We start from the raw sequence: 534 nt of genomic DNA, 5'->3' as shown, positions 1-534 counted from the left end.
AATTCTATCACAAATCTTTTTCCTCTCCCCATCATGGGAGAGGACTAAGGTAAAGGATGCAGTTAAATTTTCTCCTTTATCTTTTCCTCTCCCCTTGCGGGGGAGAATTAAGTTGAATAGAATTTTTATTTTTGAGGACAAAATAAGGGGGCAAAATAGATTCCCATTTGAGAGTGCTTTTTCTTTGCTTTAGTTTTTTATTTTCACATCAAGAATGAATTGTATATAAAACATTAAATTCTATCTTGCCATCCAATTTTGTTTTTACAATATGTCAAGCGAGATTTTTTATTTTCTCACACCAACAAGATGGAAAGAGCTCATAAGCACTTAACATTGATTAAATCAATCTTGGGGATTAAATTTATCAAAAAAATCAAGCACAAATGAAAATCGCCTACTTTGATGCTTTCTCAGGGATAAGTGGTGATATGACGATAGCAGCTTTCTTAAACGCTGGACTTGATGAAAAAGAATTTATCAGCGAATTATCAAAGCTTAAACTGAGCGGGTTTGAAATTGAAATAAAAAAGG

General features: G+C 32.8%; 1 protein-coding gene. It reads left to right on the top strand.

Going from position 1 to position 534, the window contains the following annotated elements:
- Positions 1-386: 386 nt before the first annotated feature.
- Positions 387-534 (top strand): nickel insertion protein (larC, locus tag FKZ43_RS11040; protein ID WP_140945952.1); only part of this gene is annotated, 148 nt, incomplete at its 3' end.

This window comes from Candidatus Thermokryptus mobilis (genome assembly GCF_900070205.1).
Classification (GTDB): domain Bacteria; phylum Bacteroidota; class Ignavibacteria; order Kryptoniales; family Kryptoniaceae; genus Kryptonium; species Kryptonium mobile.
Note: the sequence above shows the minus strand (reverse complement) of the source record. Positions and strands in the feature narration are given on the sequence as shown.